This is a genomic window from Thioalkalivibrio sp. ALR17-21 (assembly GCF_000420185.1).
Taxonomy (GTDB): Bacteria; Pseudomonadota; Gammaproteobacteria; order Ectothiorhodospirales; family Ectothiorhodospiraceae; genus Thioalkalivibrio; species Thioalkalivibrio halophilus.
Window position 1 is genome coordinate 165,470 of record NZ_ATUL01000003.1, and the last position, 16,084, is coordinate 181,553.

14 protein-coding genes are annotated in these 16,084 nt (G+C 67.8%); 6 read left to right on the forward strand and 8 right to left on the reverse strand.

Annotated features, from left to right (window positions below; genetic code table 11):
• Positions 1 to 182 precede the first annotated feature (182 nt).
• A complete protein-coding gene (locus G020_RS0102695; RefSeq protein ID WP_018946435.1) occupies positions 183 to 1,631 on the forward strand; it encodes a circularly permuted type 2 ATP-grasp protein in 1,449 nt (482 codons plus the stop codon).
• 1 nt (position 1,632) lies between these two features.
• On the forward strand, positions 1,633 to 2,595 hold the full coding sequence (locus G020_RS0102700) for an alpha-E domain-containing protein (RefSeq protein ID WP_024328560.1): 963 nt from the start codon (positions 1,633 to 1,635) through the stop codon (positions 2,593 to 2,595).
• Between the two features lie 15 nt (positions 2,596 to 2,610).
• Here the strand turns inward: G020_RS0102700 and G020_RS0102705 are convergent, their stop codons facing one another.
• The 3 genes from G020_RS0102705 to G020_RS0102715 form a co-directional block, all read right to left on the reverse strand.
• Positions 2,611 to 3,414, reverse strand: coding sequence for a proteasome-type protease (locus G020_RS0102705; RefSeq protein ID WP_018946433.1), 804 nt, complete (start codon positions 3,412 to 3,414; stop codon positions 2,611 to 2,613).
• A 102-nt stretch (positions 3,415 to 3,516) separates the two neighbouring features.
• Positions 3,517 to 3,948, reverse strand: coding sequence for a bacteriohemerythrin (locus tag G020_RS0102710; RefSeq protein ID WP_024328561.1), 432 nt, complete (start codon positions 3,946 to 3,948; stop codon positions 3,517 to 3,519).
• Positions 3,949 to 4,031: 83 nt separating this feature from the next.
• Positions 4,032 to 4,478, reverse strand: a complete 447-nt coding sequence (locus G020_RS0102715; protein WP_018870045.1) for a bacteriohemerythrin — start codon at positions 4,476 to 4,478, stop codon at positions 4,032 to 4,034.
• Positions 4,479 to 4,665: 187 nt separating this feature from the next.
• Between G020_RS0102715 and G020_RS0102720 the strand changes: the two genes are divergently transcribed.
• Positions 4,666 to 6,201 (forward strand): L-lactate permease, encoded by a 1,536-nt coding sequence (locus G020_RS0102720; RefSeq protein WP_024328562.1) that lies wholly within the window; start codon positions 4,666 to 4,668, stop codon positions 6,199 to 6,201.
• Positions 6,202 to 6,241: 40 nt separating this feature from the next.
• Here the strand turns inward: G020_RS0102720 and G020_RS0102725 are convergent, their stop codons facing one another.
• Together G020_RS0102725 and G020_RS0102730 are read right to left on the reverse strand one after the other, a co-directional pair.
• Positions 6,242 to 6,691, reverse strand: coding sequence for a host attachment protein (locus G020_RS0102725; RefSeq protein ID WP_024328563.1), 450 nt, complete (start codon positions 6,689 to 6,691; stop codon positions 6,242 to 6,244).
• 140 nt (positions 6,692 to 6,831) lie between these two features.
• Positions 6,832 to 9,237 (reverse strand): EAL domain-containing protein, encoded by a 2,406-nt coding sequence (locus tag G020_RS0102730; RefSeq protein ID WP_024328564.1) that lies wholly within the window; start codon positions 9,235 to 9,237, stop codon positions 6,832 to 6,834.
• 170 nt (positions 9,238 to 9,407) lie between these two features.
• Between G020_RS0102730 and G020_RS0102735 the strand changes: the two genes are divergently transcribed.
• Positions 9,408 to 10,427 carry a DUF21 domain-containing protein gene (locus G020_RS0102735; protein WP_018946428.1) on the forward strand — a complete coding sequence of 340 codons (1,020 nt, stop codon included), beginning with the start codon at positions 9,408 to 9,410 and terminating at the stop codon, positions 10,425 to 10,427.
• Positions 10,428 to 10,455: 28 nt separating this feature from the next.
• Here the strand turns inward: G020_RS0102735 and G020_RS0102740 are convergent, their stop codons facing one another.
• Both G020_RS0102740 and G020_RS0102745 read right to left on the reverse strand, forming a co-directional pair.
• A complete protein-coding gene (locus tag G020_RS0102740; RefSeq protein WP_018946427.1) occupies positions 10,456 to 10,833 on the reverse strand; it encodes a YajD family HNH nuclease in 378 nt (125 codons plus the stop codon).
• 14 nt (positions 10,834 to 10,847) lie between these two features.
• Positions 10,848 to 12,842: a site-specific recombinase gene (locus G020_RS0102745; protein WP_024328565.1), complete on the reverse strand. Its 1,995-nt coding sequence runs from the start codon at positions 12,840 to 12,842 to the stop codon at positions 10,848 to 10,850.
• A 144-nt stretch (positions 12,843 to 12,986) separates the two neighbouring features.
• Here G020_RS0102745 and G020_RS0102750 point away from each other — a divergent pair, with 144 nt between their 5' ends.
• Positions 12,987 to 13,601, forward strand: coding sequence for a BMC domain-containing protein (locus G020_RS0102750; protein WP_018870039.1), 615 nt, complete (start codon positions 12,987 to 12,989; stop codon positions 13,599 to 13,601).
• 5 nt (positions 13,602 to 13,606) lie between these two features.
• Positions 13,607 to 14,212, forward strand: a complete 606-nt coding sequence (locus G020_RS0102755; protein ID WP_024328566.1) for an NUDIX hydrolase — start codon at positions 13,607 to 13,609, stop codon at positions 14,210 to 14,212.
• Between the two features lie 222 nt (positions 14,213 to 14,434).
• On the opposite strand, the gene G020_RS0102760 is transcribed toward G020_RS0102755, so the two are convergent.
• Positions 14,435 to 15,064 (reverse strand): hypothetical protein, encoded by a 630-nt coding sequence (locus G020_RS0102760; protein ID WP_024328567.1) that lies wholly within the window; start codon positions 15,062 to 15,064, stop codon positions 14,435 to 14,437.
• Between the last annotated feature and the right edge of the window lie 1,020 nt (positions 15,065 to 16,084).

Consider the following 16,084-nt stretch of genomic DNA (forward strand, 5'->3'; position numbering starts at 1 on the left):
GCTGGCCTCCCACGATTGCATCCGCGCGTAGGAGGCCGGCCCTCTGGCCGATCCGGCGCCGGGGATTGCCCGGACGTCAAATCGGCCAGGGGGCTGGCCTCCTGCACGCGGGGCTTCCCGCCCGGTGGCGGGCGGACGTATGCTGTGGGCTGCGACGCCGCCGAGCAGAGGAGCCCCGCCGGATGCCCATCGACTGGAAGCATTACGATTCCGCCCCGTTTTTCGATGAATTGATGGAAGGCCCGGGGCAGCCACGGCCCGCGGCCCGCGCCGTGGCGGAATACCTCGCCACGCTGGACGACGACGAACTGCAGGGGCGCAAGCAGGCGGCCGACAGTGCGATCCTCGAGATGGGCATCAGCTTTACGGTGTACAGCGAGGGCGAGAACATCGACCGCGCGTGGCCGTTCGACATCATTCCCCGGGTGATCCCGCGGCGCGAATGGGAGCGGGTCGCGGCCGGGCTGGAGCAGCGGATGACCGCGCTCAATCTGCTGATCGACGACATCTACAACGAACAGCGCATCTTCCGCGACGGGGTGATCCCGCGCTACGTGCTGGAACAGTCGCGCAACTTTCGCGAGCAATGCGTCGGCATCCACCCGCCGCACGGGGTCTGGGCGCATATTTGCGGCAGCGACCTGGTGCGTGCGGGTGACGGCCAGTTTCACGTGCTGGAGGACAACCTGCGGGTACCCTCCGGGGTTTCCTACATGCTGGAGAATCGCCAGGTCACCAAGCGGGTCCTGCCCGAGCTGTTCCAGAACAGTTCGATCCTGCCGGTCGACGAATACCCGGCGCAGCTGTTCGACATGCTGGCCTCGATCTCGCCGCGCCCGCAGGACTACCCGGAGATCGCGGTGCTGACCCCGGGGATTTACAACTCCGCCTACTTCGAGCATTCCTTTCTCGCCCAGCGCATGGGGGCGGAACTGGTGGAAGGCGCCGACCTGATGGTGGGCGACGACGACTGCGTGTACATGCGCACCATCGACGGCCCCGAACGGGTGGATGTGATCTACCGCCGCATCGACGACGCTTTCCTCGACCCCGAAGCCTTCAACCCCGATTCGCTGCTGGGGGTCCCCGGCCTGATGCGCGCCTGGCGCAAGGGCAATGTCGGCCTGGCGAATGCGCCGGGGGCGGGCGTGGCGGACGACAAGGTGATGTACGCCTTCATCCCCGAGGTGATCCGTTATTACCTCGATCAGGACCCGATCATTCCCAATGTGCCGACCTGGTTGTGCTCCGACGAGGAGCATCGCAAGTACGTGCTGGAGCACCTGGACGAGCTGGTGGTGAAGCCCGCCAACGAATCGGGCGGCTACGGCATGCTGGTGGGTCCCCACGCCACCAAGAAGCAGCGCACCGAGTTCGCCAGGCTGATTCGCAAGGATCCGCGCAACTACATCGCCCAGCCCACGCTGGATCTGTCCGTGGCGCCCACGCTGTGTGGCGAAGCGATCGAGCCTCGCCATCTGGACCTGCGGCCCTTCATCCTGCAGGGGGTGCGCACCGACGTGACCGCCGGTGGCCTCACGCGGGTCGCGATGCGCAAGGGTTCGCTGGTGGTGAACTCGTCGCAGGGCGGCGGCAGCAAGGACACCTGGATCGTGGACGAGGAGGACTGAGATGCTCTCGCGAGTGGCAGAACGGGTGTACTGGATGGCGCGCTATGTCGAGCGCGCCGAGAACACCGCACGCATGGTCCGGGCCTTCAGCCTGCTGGCGCTGGACATGCCGAAATCGGCGCAGCTGTCGTGGCGGGGGCTGGTGTCGGTCACCGGCCACGACGCCGAATTCGAGGCGCATTACCAGCGCGAGGACGAGCGCAACTGCGTGAAGTTCCTGCTGGCGGATGCCGACAACCCGGGGGCGGTGCTGTCGTCGCTGCGCAAGGCGCGCGAGAACGTCCGTACCACGCGCGACCTGGTGCCCTCCGAGGCCTGGGAGGTGATGAACGAGCTGTTCCTGTTCGCGCGTGATCACATCGACCAGGGCATCACCAAGCGCGGCCGTTTCGAATTTCTGTCCGAGGTGATCGAACGCTGCCAGATGCTTACTGGCCTGTTGGCGGGCAGCATGAGCCACGATGCGGCCTACGATTTCATCCGTCTGGGGCGCAACCTGGAACGCGCGGACATGACCACCCGCCAGGTCGACGTGGGCGCCCTCAGGCTGCTCAAGCGTGAAGACGACGAGACGGCCCGGCCCTACGAGGGGCTGCTGTGGACCTCCATCCTGCGTTCGGAGGGCGGGTTTCAGATGTACCGGCTGCACGTGAGGCGGCGTATCAACGGGCCGGATGTCGTGCGTTTTCTGCTGCAGGACACCGCATTCCCCCGGGCGGTGGCGCACGCCCTGACCGAGGTCCAGGCGGCGCTGGAGCGGTTGCCGCGCAACGAGATGCCGCTGCGTCTGGTCACCCAGGCGCGCCGCCACGCCCTTAACGCGGATATCGACGAGCTGATCGGCGAGGACACCCTGCATGAATTTCTGGAGACGCTGCAGCAGGACGTGGCCGAGCTGCACGGGGCCAATGTGCGGACCTGGTTCCAGTTTCCGGAAAACGCTCCCGCGCCGGATGTCGCCTGAGACGGCCCGGGCGCTTCAGGACTTCTTCTTCGCCCGGCGACTCACGCGGGTGCCGCGGTCCTTGCGTCCGTGGCGGTGTTCCCAGTCGAAGCGAGGCAGGTCGGTGAAGGCCTTCTTGACGTTCTCGTCCCAGGCATGGGTCAGTGAGCGCAGGTATTCGTCCTCGGCCTCCAGGCAGAGGTAGTGGTCCATCTCCAGGGTGTCGCGCTCGTACACCAGAACCTCGATCGGCGGCCCTACGGTGAGGTTGGAGCGCACCGTTGAATCGATGGAGACCAGCGCGCAGCGCGCCGCGTTGCCCAGCGGGGTCTCGGCCTCGATGATGCGGTCGAGGATCGGCTTGCCGTATTTGCTCTCGCCGATCTGCAGAAAGCGGGTGTGCTGCGAGGTGGTGATGTAGTTACCCTGCGGGTAGACTAGGTAGATTGCCGGGGGCTCGCCGGCGATCTGGCCACCAATGATCAGGGTGGCGTCCGCCTTCATCCCCGACTTCGACAGCGCCTCGGAATGCTTCTCCTGCTCCTCGCGGTTGATGCGGCCGAGGTATTCCGCCGCCTCCGACATGTGGGCGACGGTCGCGAGGTTCGGTTCGGCGGCCCCTTCCTGGCCGGCTTCCTCCATTTCCCGCTGCAGGCGATTGACCACGGCCTGGGTGGTGGCGAGGTTGCCGGCGGCGAGGACCACGAACAGGCGCTGACCTTCGATCTCGAAGGTGTGCATCTTGGAGTAGGTGCTGACCTGGTCGACGCCGGCATTGGTGCGCGAATCGGAGGCGAACACCAGACCGTCGTCCAGATCGATGGCGACACAGTAGGTCATCGGGGCCATCCGGGCAGGGCGGAGTCCCGGGATACTAGGCGCCGCCGGCGGGTGCGTCAACGCGGGGCGGCCCGGCACCACCGGGCCGCCGGTCCCGCCTTCTCAGTCCTGCAGGACGCCGTTGGGTGCGTGGGCGTGCATCCAGTCGCGGACCATGTGCCCGTATTCATGGTCATCCTTGCGGATGTGATTCATCAGCCAGTCCCGCAGGGTCTCGCCGAGCTCGCTGGCTACGTCGTGGCCTTCGGCGAAATCCTGCTGATACTGACGGATCCGCTGGCTGAAAGCCTCGTGCGACTTACGATGCTGCTCCAGGTCGGGGTATTCCACGATCTCCAGCATCTCCTCCTCGAAGGCGAAGTGGGTCAGGGTGTAATCCACCACCTGATCGAGCACTTCGTGAACCTGCTCACGTGTCGCCTGGCCCTCGACGGCTTCGCACAGGCGGTTGATGTATTCGACGATGCGCTTGTGCTGGTTGTCGATGACCGGGATCCCCGTATCCAGATCGTCCGACCAGTGAACGTACGGCATGGCTCCATCTCCTGTGGTTTTATCGGTATCCCGTGCCCTCAGCGCGGCGGCCCTCCTCCGCCACACGGGAGAAACCGGGGCGTTCAGCGGCCGAAGAGCTTGCTGAACAGTCCCCGGTTGTGGGCCGTGTCGGCCCCGGTGTGCTGGCGCACGAGCTCGGCGTAATCGGCGTCGTCGTGCTTGATGTGATTGACCAGCCAGGTCTTGAGGACGGTGTGCAGTTCGCGGGCGATGTCCTCGCCGTTCTCGAACTGTTCCTTGAAGGTTTCCACCCGCCGGATGAACAGGCCGTGCACCCGCTGGTGAGCGCGCAGGAACGGGTAGCCGGCCTCCTCCATCATTTCTTCTTCGAAGGTGAAGTGCGACTGGGTGTAGTCGATTAACTGGTTGATGACGTCACCCACCTCGTCGCGATCGCTGTTCTCGATCGCGTGGTGGAGCTCGTTGATGTAGTCAACGATGCGCTTGTGCTGGTTGTCGATGACCTCGATCCCGGTGTCGAGATCGCTGGTCCATTCCATGTGTGCCATTCGTTGCTCCGGGCCACGGATTTGAGAGTGAGAATGTCGTGATGCAAGGATACGGGATGCGGACACCGTTGACAGTGATTCGGCTCATAATCATCGGGTGTTCGGGGTGTCGGGCGGCCGGGTCTGCGCGGCTACGCCGGATCCGTGTACCCTCGGGGCTTTGCGCAGGCCGTCCGCGGGAGAGGACATGACGCTGTTCTGGGTAACGCTGGTTCCGTTCGCACTGCTGTTCGTGCTCCTGGTGTTCCTGCGCCGGCCGGCGTACGAGGCCGCGCCGCTGGCGTGGCTGGCCACGCTGCTGATCGGGCTGTTCGTCTGGCAGTTGCCGGGAATGGTGGTGGCGACCAGTCTGGCCAATGCCGGGGTCGTGTTCCTGGAGGTGATGCTGATCATCACCGTGGCACTGCTGATGCTGAATGTCCTGATCCGGACCGGCCACCTCGACACTATCCAGTGCGCGATCGCGCGGATCTCGGACGACCGCCGGGTCCTGGCGATGCTGCTGGGCTGGGGCCTGGTCGGCTTTGTCGAGGGGATCGCCGGTTTCGGGACTCCGGCGGTGCTGGCTGCGCCGCTGCTGGTGTATTTCGGCCTGCCCCCGTTGAAGGCGGTGGCCATCGCCCTGATCGGCAATTCCACCGCGGTGCCGTTCGGGGCCGCGGGGACCCCGGTGGTGATCGGCTTTTCCGGGCTGGGGCTGAGCGAGGACACCATCGGGCAGGCGGTGTTCCAGACGGCGGCGATCCACGGGACCCTGGGGGTGTTCATCACGGTGTTCATTGCCTGGGTCGCGACCCTCGGCGAGGAGAAGGGCCGTTTTCGCGAGTTCATCCCGTTCGCGGTGTTCTCGGGGCTGGCCTTTGGCCTGCCGTATTTCCTGGTGGCCTGGCTGGTGGGGCCGGAACTGCCGGCGATCATTGGCGGGGTGACTGCCATGGCCCTGATTGCCTGGGCGGCGCACCGCAGCTGGTTGCTGCCGGTGCGCGGCGGTCGCGAGGCGGCCGACCCCGTGGATACGCGCGGGGTGTTACGTGGTCTGGTTCCCTTTTTCGTGATGGCCGTGGCCCTGATCCTGTCGCGTACGGTGGCGCCCCTGCGTGAATGGCTGGCGGGAGTGGAGATCGGATTTGCCGGGCTCCCGGGCGTCAGCCCGGATCAGACCCTGCAGCCGCTGTTCACTCCGTATTTCTATTTTCTGCTGGCCCTGATCACCGCGATGTTTCTGTTCCGCGTGGATCGCGCGACCCTGGGCGGGGCGGCCGTGGCGACCTGGCAGCGGGTACGCATCGCGGCGATCGTTCTGGTGTTCATCATCAGCCTGACCCAGCTGCTGCTGATCTCCGCGGACAACGGTGCCGGGCTGCCGTCCATGCCGCAGGTCCTGGGGCAGGGGCTGGCGGAACTGCTGGGCGGAGGCTTCGTGCTGTTCAGTGCCTTCGTCGGTGCCCTGGGCTCGTTCATGACCGGCAGTGCCACGGTCTCCAACCTGCTGTTCACCGGGCTGCAGGTGGATACCGCGAAGGCGCTGGGGCTGGCGGTCCCGTCGATCCTGGCCCTGCAGCTGATCGGCGCCGGCGTGGGCAACATGATTTCGCTGCAGAACATTGCGATGGCCGCCGGGGCGGCGGGGCTGGAAGCCCGCGAGGGGCAGGTGATCCGCGAGACGATCATCCCCGTGCTGGTGGTGTGTACCAGCGCCGGGCTGCTGATGCTGGTGTGGTGAGCCGCCCCCGGGACGGGGGCGGCGGGATGCGTGGACCGGCTCAGTACAGGAAGTCCGGGAGGTGCTTGCGCAGGTCGGCGGGCTTCTCGACCTTGGTGACGTTCTTGGCGATCTCCGCGGTAACCGTCTGGGCCACCTGCCGGTCCAGGAGTTCGCGCAGGGCACCCAGGAAGGAGGGCGCGGCCACGATCACCAGATGCTGAAAACTGCCCGCGTGGTGAGCCTCGCGCAGGCGCTCGGCGAGCTGACGGGCGAAACGGTCGCGTTCCTGAACACCGGGATCGGTGGGGTCCTGCATCGCATGGCGGCCATCCCCGCCCGTGCTGCCCCAGCTGCGTCCGGGCCGGTCGGAGACCAGGTCCTGATTGTGGGCCCGGGATTCGCTGTGACTGAGGGCCTCGACATCCTGCATGTTGCTGCAGGCCCGGCCTTCACAACTCAGGATGCGCGCGCGGGCGGCATCGGCAACCACGATCCAGACGTTGTTCATGCATTTCCTCCCGTAGATTGACGTGGCGGGTGCCAGCGGTGGCCCGGGGCGCATCCCGGGCCCGCGGGTCGGCCCAACTCAGGAGTGTAGATGCCGGCACGGTCCTTCGGGTGGTGAGTTCGCCGCGTGCGTGATCCGGATCACTCGACCGAGGCCGGGGCCTGCGTCGGCGTACAGGCGGCCAGAGGGGCGGGCATGGCCAGGCCGTAGCCCTGGCCGTAGGGGATGCCCAGGGCGCGCAGGTGGTTGCCGATATGTTCGTTCTCGACATGTTCGGCGATGGTGGTCAGGCCGACGATGCCGCTGATGTCATGGATGGCGCGTACCATGGCGAGGTCGATGGGGTCGTGCTCGATGTCCTTGACGAAGCTGCCGTCCACCTTGAGAAAGTCCACCGGCAGGTTCTTCAGGTAGGCGAAGGAGGACAGGCCGCTGCCGAAATCGTCCAGCGCGAACAGGCAGCCTTCGCCACGCAGCTCCTGCATGAACCGGGCGGTGCGGGTCAGGTTGCCGACGGCGGCGGTTTCGGTGATCTCGAAGCACAGGCGGTGGCCGGGAATGCCGGCCGAGCGTACCCGTTCCAGCAGGAACTCGGGGAAGGCCTCGCTGTTGAGGGCGGTGCCGGAGATGTTGATCCCGATGACCGGCAGTTCGGCCCCGCGGGCCTGGCAGTCCTGCATCCATTCCAGTGCGGTTTCCACCACCCAGCGATCCAGCTGGCACATCAGATCGTATCGCTCGGCCGCCGGGATGAAGGTCCCCGGGGGAACCGGGTTGCCGTGTTCGTCGCGCAGCCGGAGCAGGAGCTCCTGGTAGGCGGGTGGTCCGTCGCCCAGTGCGAGCACCGGCTGAGCCCAGAGTTCGAATTCCCCGCGTTCGATCGCCTGGGGGATGCGGCTGACCCAGTGCATCTCGCCTGCGCGATCGGCCAGATCGACATCCTGCGGGGTGTAGACGCGGACCTGATTGCGTCCCGAATCCTTGGCCGCGTAGCAGGCGGTGTCGGCGTGGCGCAGCAGCTGCTGGGTGGACTCCGATTCGCCGTCCACCGGCACGACGCCCAGGCTGGCCGACAGGGCAAAGACGTTGTCTTCCCAGAAGAAGCGCATGCCGGCGATCTCGCTGGCGATGCCCACGGCCATCTGGCTGCCCTGCTCGATGTCGCAGTCCTGCATCAGGATGCCGAATTCGTCGCCGCCCAGACGCGCGAGGTGGTCCTGCGGCCGCATGATGCTGCGCAGCATGCCCGCGATCTGGCGCAGCATCTCGTCGCCGGCCTGGTGGCCGCGGGTGTCGTTAATCAGCTTGAACTGGTCGAGATCGAGATAGCACAGCACATGCGGGCGTCCGTCGCTGCGGGCGCCGTGCAGGGCATCCTCGATCAGCCGCTCGAAACGTCGCCGGTTGATCAGGCCGGTCAGGTCGTCGTGCGAACTGTAGTAGGCCATGTGCTGCAGGGCGTCGCGGACTTCGGACACGTCGCGCAGGACGATGACGTGCCCGCGTGCAGTGCCGTCGGTGTCCTGCACCGGGGTGACGGTCAGCTGGACCGGCAGGCGGGTCCCGTCGGAGCGCCGGAGGACCTGCTCGTCGGCGCCGGCGCCGCGCTCGCTGGCCGGGGGGGCGGCCCCGGGGGGCAGCGGGTCCAGGGGGCGGCCAGTGTTTTCGTCTTCCAGCTGCAGCACCCGTTCGAGCGGCTGTTCGGTCAGTTCTTCGACCGGCTGGTGCAGCAGTCGGGCGGCCATCGGATTGGCGTAGTCGATCCGACCGGTGGTGTCCACGGTCAGCACGCCGTCGCCAATGGAGGCCAGGGTGGTCTGCGCGCGGCGCTGTTCACGCGCGTGGCGGGCACGCTGCTCTTCGATGATCGCCTGCTGATGCCGGCGTTCCAGGCGCATGCCCAGCCATTCGGCACACAGCCCGAGGAAGCCGCGGACCACCGGGTCGGGCGGGCGGCGGGTGCGGTGGCCGCGGCGACAGGCGGCCAGGACCACGGGCTCCGGGAGATCGATCGGCACTCGCACGAGGTCCACCCGTCCGGCCGCCGGCAGCTCCAGTTCCTGTCCGGGGACGCTCCGGGGAACCGGTTCTACGACGCCGCGCGTGCACAGCGCGGTGGCCCGCTCCTCGATCAGACAGGCCGGGCGCTGCGGATCGCGCGCCCAGTGGGCCAGACGCTCGATGCCCGTGTCGCCTTGCCGGAACAGCGCGATCTCGTCACTGTCCAGCTCGCCGGCTGCGGCCTCCAGAAGACGGTGGAAGGCGCGGGCGTCGTCCTCCGCTTCCGGCTCGCGGGTCCCGGCCGTCACCGCCGCGAAGGCACGCAGCACGTGGGTGTGCGACGCGAGCACGCGGATGCGCGCGAGCATGATGCCGAACAGCAGCCCGACCGCCGACGGGATGACGAACAGCTGCGGCGGGAAGCCTTCGACCGCGTAGACGAAGCGCACCTGGACTACCGCCAGCACGGCGACGATCGCCACGGCCAGCGCCGTATAGCGCAGATAGATCGGCCAGGTGTCCCGCCAATCCGGATGCTTTTGCATGTTTTCCCCCTGAACGGACCGCGCGGCTTTTTTGTGCTCTGGCGGCCCCTCCTTTGATCGCCGCATACGCTACACCGCCGGGCGCGGCGGGTACAGTCCGGCGGGCGCCGGATCGCAGGGCCGTCCGGGTGTGGGATACTGGCGGTATCAAGCGACCGCCGGGGGCGAGGATGACGACCGCGCTGACCTGGATCGGCGTGCTGCTGTGCCTGTCGCAGTCGGCGATCCTTTCGGGACTCAACCTGGGGCTGTTCGCCCGCAGCAAGCTGGAACTCAAGGTGGAGGCCAGCAAGGGGGACGCCCGGGCGCAGCGGGTCCTGCACCTGCGCGAGGATTCCAACTTCGCGCTGGTGACCATCCTGTGGGGCAACGTGGGCGTCAACGTGCTGCTGGCGCTGCTCTCCGGCTCGGTGATGGGCGGCGTGGCGGCGTTCCTGTTCTCCACGGTGGTGATCACCATCTTCGCCGAGATCATCCCGCAGTCGTACTTTTCCCGCCACGCCCTGCGCGTGGCCTCGGTGCTGTACCCGGTACTGCGTTTCTATCAGTTCCTGATGTATCCGGTCGCGCGGCCTACGGCCTGGGTACTGGACCGCTGGCTGGGCGGGGAGGAGATCCGCTATTTCCCGGAACGCGACCTGCACCAGGTGCTGGATCTGCACATGCGTTCGGGCGAGAGCGAGATCGCGCGGGTGGAAGGGCGCGGGGCGCGGAACTTTCTCGAGCTGGATGACATCGCCGTGCGCCACGAGGGCGAGCCGGTGGATCCGGCCAGCATCCTGACTCTGGAGTTCGACGGGGACCGGCCGCGGTTTCCGCACATCGAACCGCGGGTGGACGACCCGTTCCTGCGCAGCATCAACCGGGCGGCCTGCTCCTGGGTCATCCTCACCGACTCGACCGGCGAGCCACGCCGGGTGCTGCGCGCTGCGGATTTCACCCGCGAGGCCCTGTTCGCGCCCGAGAGATTCGATCCGCTGCACCATTGCCTGCATCCGGTGGTGGTGCGCGACGGCAACCGGCGGCTGGGCGGATTGATCCCGCATTTTCGCGTGCGTCCGGCGCACGAGGGGGACACCGTGCTGGGCGAGGACGTGATCCTGCTGTGGGGGGAGCACCGGCGCATCCTCAGTGGCAGCGATATCCTCGGCCGGCTGCTGCGGGGCGTGGCGCGCGCTACGCCGGAGTGATCGCCCGGGAGGCGCGGGGCGGCCCGGTTCAGTCCTTGCCCGGGTCCTTCAGACGTTCGGCGAGGTCGGCGAAGGGGTTCCAGGTGGCGCCCCCGGACGCCGCAGCGCCGGTCCCCCCGGCGGACGGCCCCGCCGCGCGCGCCTCGCCATGGCGCTGGTGTTCGTTGTCGTGGCAGTACAGGCACAGCAGTTCCCAGTTGCTGCCATCCGGCGGGTTGTTATCGTGGTTGTGGTCGCGGTGGTGGACCGTGAGTTCGTGCACGTTGGCGCGGGTGAACTCGCGTCCGCAGCGTCCGCAGACCCAGGGGTACATGCCCAGGGCGCGCTCGCGGTAGCCGCGCTCGCGCTCCTGACGCTCGCGCTGGGTGCGCGCGACCAGTTCGTCCAGGCGCTTCGAATCGCTCATGCCCCGAGGATAGCTCAGTCGCGCGAGCGCGGGGGTGGTAGCAGGAATTCCGCCGGGTGGCGCCGCAGGTGGCGGCCGTAAGCGCGCAGCAGCCGCGCCGGGGAGCCGATGCGCACGCCGCGGGCGCGCAGCGCCACGTACAGTGCCAGGCCGAAGCTCACCCACAGGTTGATCGCGCCGATCAGCAGCACGAACGCCAGGAACAGCCCGAACGTGGTCAGGGCGAGTCCCTCGGTCACCGTGACGTAGCCCAGATTGGCCGACGCGAACGCCACGTGCTGGATATCCAGCGGCAGCCCGGTGAGATAACCGACATAGCCGGTCGCCCCCAGCAGGGCCCCGAACACCATGTTGCCGAGCACGGCGCCATAGTGGTAGCCGACCCAGTTCGCCAGGCCGTGGCGCGCCCGCTGCGGCAGCAGGCGCCGCAGCAGCGGGTGTTCGCGCAGGCGCCCGGGCAGGTCGAGATAGGCGCAGCGGTTGTCCAGCCAGCCGGCCACCAGCCCGGAGACGAACAGCCACACCCCGGCGATGGCCGCGAACAGCAGGGCCAGCCCGGCGACCGGGCGCAGACCGTCCAGCAGATAGCCGGCCTTCGTGCTGTCCAGCACCGGCTGTTCGAAGACCGACAGCGCGAACAGGCCGATGAACAGGGCCATCGGCAGCGCCACGCCCACGTTGCCGAGGATGGCGGCGAACTGCGAACGTCCCACCCGGACCAGCAGATCGGCCAGTTTCGACGGGTCGGCGGTGCCGCGTTCGGTCTGTTCAATGGCCGCGGCCATGCGCGCCGCGGTCATCGCGGGCTGTTTGGTGGCCACCGTGAGGTGCAGCATGTGGATCAGTACGAAGCCCAGGCCGTAGTTGAGGCTGGACCAGAATGCGTACCAGCCTTCCGACAGTCCGAGGTGGCCGATCTGGATCTTGATCAGGGCCATCAACGCGATGATGACCCCGGCTCCGGCGCCGGACCCGAGCATGCCGAAGTATTCCTGGCGTCCCCGGGTGATGTATTTCTCCCCGGTGTCGGAGACGTGCTGGGTCACGCTGCGCGAGACCTGGCGGATGTTGTCCTGCCAAAGGGCGCGCACGCCGTGGCGCCGGGCGCTGGTGGTCACCAGCTCGCGGAACAGGCCGACGCCGCTGGCCCGGGTGGTCGCGGCGTCTTCGGGCTCGAGCAGATCCAGCAGCTTGTGGATGCGCGCCAGCGTCTGGTTCAGCCGCTCCAGCAGGTGCGTCAGCGACAGGCTGTTGCCACGGCTGTGCGACAGCGTGCGCAGCTTCTCGATCTGCTCGGCGCACTGCTCCAGCAGGACCCGCGCATGGCGGTCGTCACGGCGCTCGCGGGTCGGGTCCTGCAGCCAGGCGCGGTACTCGCGCACGTAGGCCGCGATCTCGCGTTCCTGCGCCACGAAGGCCGAATTGCGCTCGGCGATCGACGGATCCAGACGCAGGAGTTCGGGTTCCAGCTCCTCTGCCGCGATCCAGATCGAGAGCATTTCCAGGGCGTAGAGGATCTCCTCGCGGGCCCGGTCGACGACTGCGGGATGCTCGCCGGAGAGGCAGCCCAGCGCGCTCAGCAGGCGCAGCCAGGCATCGTCCGGCAGGCGTGCCACCCAGACCGCGTCGTCCGGATCGTGGAATACGTGATAGAGCACGTCGCGCAGGTCTGCGCGGTCCATCGGCGACGGGTTGATGCGCTCGTACAGCAGTTCCGCGGCCTCGCGGAAGAACCCGCGCCGCGAGAACAGACCGGCCCCGGTATACAGGGTCAGGTGGCGCGCATCCTCCAGGCCACTTTCCAGCCGCTGGCGCAGCCGCTCGCGCAGGGCCGGCCGCTCCTGCAGGGCCAGCACCAGGGACTCCAGGCGCGCGATGACCGGAGCGACGTTCTGCGGATCCTTCGGGCGCAGCCATTCGACCAGGCGCCGGAGGATCTCCGCCAGGTCGATGTCGGGGTCGTTTTCGAGAGCGGTCAGCAGGTCTGCGGGGTCATCGGCTTGCGACATGGTATTCGGGCTGGGTTCCGGATGATGGCGCGAAGCTTATCATTCGTTCTCGGTGACCGCGTGCCCGCGGATTTGATCGGCGTCGCCCCGCAGTCCAGAATACGCCCCCTGCGGCCGGCCCCGGCGACCTTCCCGACGAAATCGATGATCAAGCTCCGTACCTACGTCTACATGGACTCCCTGCAGCCGCAGCTGGCGGCCTACATGGCGACCGTCTCGCAGGGATTCCCGCCGGTGCCGGGAGACTCCTGCCTGTGGGTGGAGGTCTCGCCGGGCATGGCCGTGCACCGCCTGACCGACATCGCGCTCAAGTCCACCCGCGTGCACCTGTCGCAGCAGGTGGTGGAACGCGAATACGGCTCCATGGTGGTGCACCAGCGCGACGACTCCGACGTGCAGGAGGCCGGGCGCGTGCTGCTCTCGCGCATGGGGGCCGAGGTCTCCGACCGCCAGCAGTGCAACATCCCGTGGCAGGAGATCATCCGCGGGATGTCGCCCGACCACACGGTGCTGATCAACCGCCAGAACCGTCGCGGTTCGATGATTCTGCCGGAACAGAGCATGTTCATCCTCGAGGCCGAGCCGGCGGGCTACATCATCTATGCCGCCAACCAGGCGCTGAAGGCCGCGCACGTGACCCTGATCGACGTCAGTGCGGTGGGGGCCTTCGGCCGTCTGATCCTGGCCGGCAGCGAGGCCGACATCGACGAAGCCGCGCGCGCCGCCAGCGCCGCCCTGGAACGCCCTGCGGGAACCTGAGCGCCATGCATCGCGAACAGCTGCTGCATCTGCTGCAACGTCACCAGGCCCCGTTCATCGAGGAGGCGGGCTTTCGCCGCCGCGCGCTGGATTTCGTCCGTCGGCACCCCGACTGCTTCAACTGCGATCTGCTGCCGGCGCATGTTACCGGTTCCGCCTGGGTGCTCAGCCCCGACCGCGAGCGGGCGCTGATGCTGCTGCACGGCAAGCACAACCGCTGGTTCCAGCCCGGCGGCCACGCGGACGGTCAGGCCGACATCCTGCAGGTGGCCCTGCGCGAGGTGCACGAGGAGACCGGGCTGGCGCGCGAGCACATCCGTCTGGTCGCCGAAGACGTCTTCGATCTGGATATCCACACCATCCCCGGCAGCCCCGAGTTCCCGCAGCACGATCACATCGACGTGCGCTTTCTGGTGGAAATCGACGACCGTCTGGAGATCCCCGGCAGCCACGAATCGCACGCCGTGCTGTGGGTCCCGCTGCAGCATGTCTCGCGCTACAACAACAACCGCTCCTGCTGGCGCATGGTGGAAAAGAGCCGGCGCCTGCGCACCGCCGAGCATGTCGGCGACCCGGTGCCGGCCCACCGGGTACCGGGTCCGGGGTACTGATTCGCTGATTCGCGGCCAGGGACGCTCCTACGACGCCTGTAGACCCCATGGATCGCATCGCAATCCATGATGTCTTCGGGATCGGCCACTATCTGCGGCAAAAAAGACCCTAGTGGCGATGCGATCCATATCAGGAGCCTGCTTGCAGGCGAACGGCCAGGGTTGCCCCGATGCCTGTGGGAGCCTGCTTGCAGGCGAACAGGACCGGGCCGGCCCGCATGTTCAGAACCGGCGGGCGCCATGCCCGGGCAGGGGCACCGCCTCCACGTGCACATGCACGTTGCGCAGCTCCAGCGGCCCGTCGGAATCCACCCGGCGGGTCTCGCCCCGGCGCCAGCCGGAGCGCCACGGCAGGCGGGCCGCGCCGTACTCGTTGCGGCCACGGGACGGCAAATCCAGCAGCAGCAGACCTTCGCGGTAGGCGACCTTCATCTCCCCCGAACGTCGTTCGCCGTGGACCTCCACCGTGCGTGTCTCGCCATCCGCCAGGGTGAAGGCCAGCGGGGCATAGCGCCGTTCGCGGCCGCCGATGCGCATCCGCCCGCGCTCCAGGCTCACGCGGATCAGGTCACCGAAGTGCCCCTCCTCGCCGCGGTGTATGCGGTCGATGCGCGCCTGGCGTTCCGCCCGCTCGCGCGCCTCGATCTTCTGCTGCTCGCGCCGGGTCTGTTCGCGCTCCTTCTGCACCGACTCCCAGGCGCGCATCGCCTCCAGGCGTTCGGATTCGCTCATCTGCTCCCAGTGTTCCTCCGGCACGCCGTAGATGCGCGGGGCACAGGCGGCCAGCATCAGGGCCAGGCCCAGCACGGCGGAAACCAGGGCGAAGCGGGCAACGGATCGGGTCATGGTCATGGCGGCAATCCCTGTCGGATGGAACACGATGGCCGCCGGGGCGGCCCTGTCAGTCTATCGTGCCGGGGCTGCCTGAGTGGCGGCTGAACGGCCATGCCCGTGCTTGACCGCTGCCGCGGGGTCTTGAGCTGGCGCTGCGGAGTCCGGGGCTTTCGGCTGCCGCCGGGGGGTGCGCTCTCTCGCGAGCGCGCCGCGAGGTCCTTTCTTGCTTGCCCAAGAAAGGACCCAAAGAAGGGCACCCGGAGCTCGCCCGGGAACCTTGCTCCGGGCACCTCGCGCCGGCGGCGCCGAACTCGCGAAGCTGCGCTTCGCTCAGACATCCGGCGCCTTGTTTCCGGCGCGAGGCACCCTCCGCAAGGGGCTCGCAACGGGAGGGGGTAAACCGGAGGCGTTCCGGCCATTGGTGCCCGGGTCCCGGCCCGCTTCATCGCGGGGCGCTCGAATCGTGCGTTTCCTGGTTCCTGATGCAAGGGCGGCCCGGTGCACCAACGGGTTCAAGCTTTGGTACGGGCCCTTCGCAGAGCTCATTTCCGTCCATCCTTGCAAAGGAATCGCGTGCGGGCAGGGGCCGGACCCACCCCCAAGCCCTGATGGAAGAAGGTCATGCGGCTCGGCAGGGCATGCCCATGGCCCTACCCGGGCACCCTCCCGGTGCCGGGTGTGCAAAGGTGGCTGTGGGAGGCGAGCCCTCTCGCCGATCCGGCATGATCGGTCGCCAACGATCCTGTTCTCGGCCGGGCCGTTCACAGCCGCGGCCTGCCCGCCTGGCGGAAAAGGAACGGGCGGTGGGCCGGCGGCCCCGTTTGCCGCACCGAGCGCAGAGGTCGGGTGCGGGAGAAAAGGCGCTGCTTGTCTGAGCGAAGCGCAGCTTCGCGAGTTCAGCGCCGCCCGCGCCCGGCCTCGGAGCGAGGGAATCCCGGGCCGCGTCAGCGGACCGGGATGCGGCAGTCGGGGTGACTTCTTTGGGTCCTTTCTTGTTCACACAAGAAAGGACCTCGCGGCGCGCTCGCGAGAGAGCGC

Coding starts and splice junctions, on each gene's coding strand:
- G020_RS0102695 (WP_018946435.1), top strand. CDS start 183: ATGCCCATCGACTGGAAGCATTACGATTCCGCCCCGTTTTTCGATGAA.
- G020_RS0102700 (WP_024328560.1), top strand. CDS start 1,633: ATGCTCTCGCGAGTGGCAGAACGGGTGTACTGGATGGCGCGCTATGTC.
- G020_RS0102705 (WP_018946433.1), bottom strand. CDS start 3,414: ATGACCTACTGTGTCGCCATCGATCTGGACGACGGTCTGGTGTTCGCC.
- G020_RS0102710 (WP_024328561.1), bottom strand. CDS start 3,948: ATGCCGTACGTTCACTGGTCGGACGATCTGGATACGGGGATCCCGGTC.
- G020_RS0102715 (WP_018870045.1), bottom strand. CDS start 4,478: ATGGCACACATGGAATGGACCAGCGATCTCGACACCGGGATCGAGGTC.
- G020_RS0102720 (WP_024328562.1), top strand. CDS start 4,666: ATGACGCTGTTCTGGGTAACGCTGGTTCCGTTCGCACTGCTGTTCGTG.
- G020_RS0102725 (WP_024328563.1), bottom strand. CDS start 6,691: ATGAACAACGTCTGGATCGTGGTTGCCGATGCCGCCCGCGCGCGCATC.
- G020_RS0102730 (WP_024328564.1), bottom strand. CDS start 9,237: ATGCAAAAGCATCCGGATTGGCGGGACACCTGGCCGATCTATCTGCGC.
- G020_RS0102735 (WP_018946428.1), top strand. CDS start 9,408: ATGACGACCGCGCTGACCTGGATCGGCGTGCTGCTGTGCCTGTCGCAG.
- G020_RS0102740 (WP_018946427.1), bottom strand. CDS start 10,833: ATGAGCGATTCGAAGCGCCTGGACGAACTGGTCGCGCGCACCCAGCGC.
- G020_RS0102745 (WP_024328565.1), bottom strand. CDS start 12,842: ATGTCGCAAGCCGATGACCCCGCAGACCTGCTGACCGCTCTCGAAAAC.
- G020_RS0102750 (WP_018870039.1), top strand. CDS start 12,987: ATGATCAAGCTCCGTACCTACGTCTACATGGACTCCCTGCAGCCGCAG.
- G020_RS0102755 (WP_024328566.1), top strand. CDS start 13,607: ATGCATCGCGAACAGCTGCTGCATCTGCTGCAACGTCACCAGGCCCCG.
- G020_RS0102760 (WP_024328567.1), bottom strand. CDS start 15,064: ATGACCATGACCCGATCCGTTGCCCGCTTCGCCCTGGTTTCCGCCGTG.